This is a genomic window from Streptomyces sp. LS1784, assembly GCF_020103755.1.
Classification (GTDB): Bacteria; Actinomycetota; Actinomycetes; order Streptomycetales; family Streptomycetaceae; genus Kitasatospora.
In genome coordinates, this window is the sequence record NZ_JAHSQD010001282.1 from 1 (window position 1) to 544 (window position 544).

At 78.1% G+C, this 544-nt stretch carries 1 protein-coding gene; it reads right to left on the reverse strand.

The window, feature by feature from the left end:
- Positions 1 to 544, reverse strand: a 544-nt coding sequence (locus KS423_RS46990; protein ID WP_308020341.1) for a poly(A) polymerase, incomplete at both ends; no start/stop codon positions are given.

Sequence of the window (544 nt, forward strand, 5' to 3'; positions counted from 1 at the left end):
AGCAGGGCGGGCAGCCGGCCGCGCACCCGGCCCAGGGTCTCCTCGAACTCCTCGGGCCTGGGTGGGCGGACGGTGAGCAGGGCCCAGGCGGCATGGCGACGGTGCAGCGGCGGCGCCGACAGCAGCTCGCGAGGGCAGCCCGCACCGGCCTGCGGCGAGCTGCCGGCCCGCCGCTCGGCTCCGGGCTCCAGCAGCTCCCAGGCCTGGAGGAGCTCCCTGCCCAGCAGCGCCAGGCCGCCGGCACTGACCTGCTCGGTGCAGCTGCGCACCGGTGCGGTCGGGGTGAGCACGGTGACGCCCTCGGAGCGCTGTCGCACGGGCGGGCCGGTGAGCGCGACCGGATGGTGCCAGTCCCAGGTGGCCCAGCTGCCGAAGAAGCGGCGCAGCAGCTCCGTGGGCTCCTGCTCGCCGGCCTCCCGGACGGTGCGCGCGGCCAGCACGGCCCAGGCCGGCCCCGGCAGGCCGCCGAACGGCGCCGAGTCCAACCCGCGCGCCTTCGCCCAGGCCTTCACCTGGCGGGCCAGCAGCGCGAAGGCGGCATGCC